General features: G+C 65.3%; 1 protein-coding gene. It reads right to left on the reverse strand.

Going from position 1 to position 548, the window contains the following annotated elements; genetic code table 11:
- On the reverse strand, window positions 1-548 hold a 548-nt coding region (locus MLGJGCBP_RS51185; RefSeq protein ID WP_160098715.1), incomplete at both ends, for a cytochrome P450.

A 548-nucleotide genomic window follows, 5' to 3' on the forward strand; every position in this document is an offset into this window, starting at 1 on the left:
AGGTGGACGTTCTCGACTCCCCACGCGAGGCCGAGATGTTCGTGTGGTTCGACGCCGGCAACGAGTTCGAATTTGGGCATCCTGCGCCGCAATTCGGTGAACGCGATCTTCAGCTCGAGCCGGGCCAGGTGCAGGCCGACGCAGCGGTGCGGGCCGAGCCCGAACGCCAGGTGCGGCTTGGCCTCGCGGTCGAACTTCACCTCGTCGGGCTGCGGGTAGTACTGCGGATCACGGTTTGCCACGGCGAGCGGGAAGTGCACGCGCTCACCCTTGGTGAGCGTGATGCCTGCGACGTCGACCGAATCGTGGACGACGGTACGTGTCGGCACGGCAGGCGCCGCCCAGCGGAGCAGTTCCTCGATCGCGGGCTCGAGACTTTCCGGCGTCTCGAACATCGCGTCCCATTGTTCCGGGTGCTGAGCGAGGTAGACCATCGACTGCGCGAGCACGCTCTGGACGGTGTCGAGCCCCGCCAGCATCATGAGCAGGAACATGTCGAACAGTTCCAGGTCGGTGAGTTTCTTGCCGTCGATCTCGGCGTCCAGAGC

The sequence above is a fragment of the Rhodococcus sp. T7 genome, from assembly GCF_009872365.1.
Taxonomy (GTDB): Bacteria; Actinomycetota; Actinomycetes; order Mycobacteriales; family Mycobacteriaceae; genus Rhodococcus_F.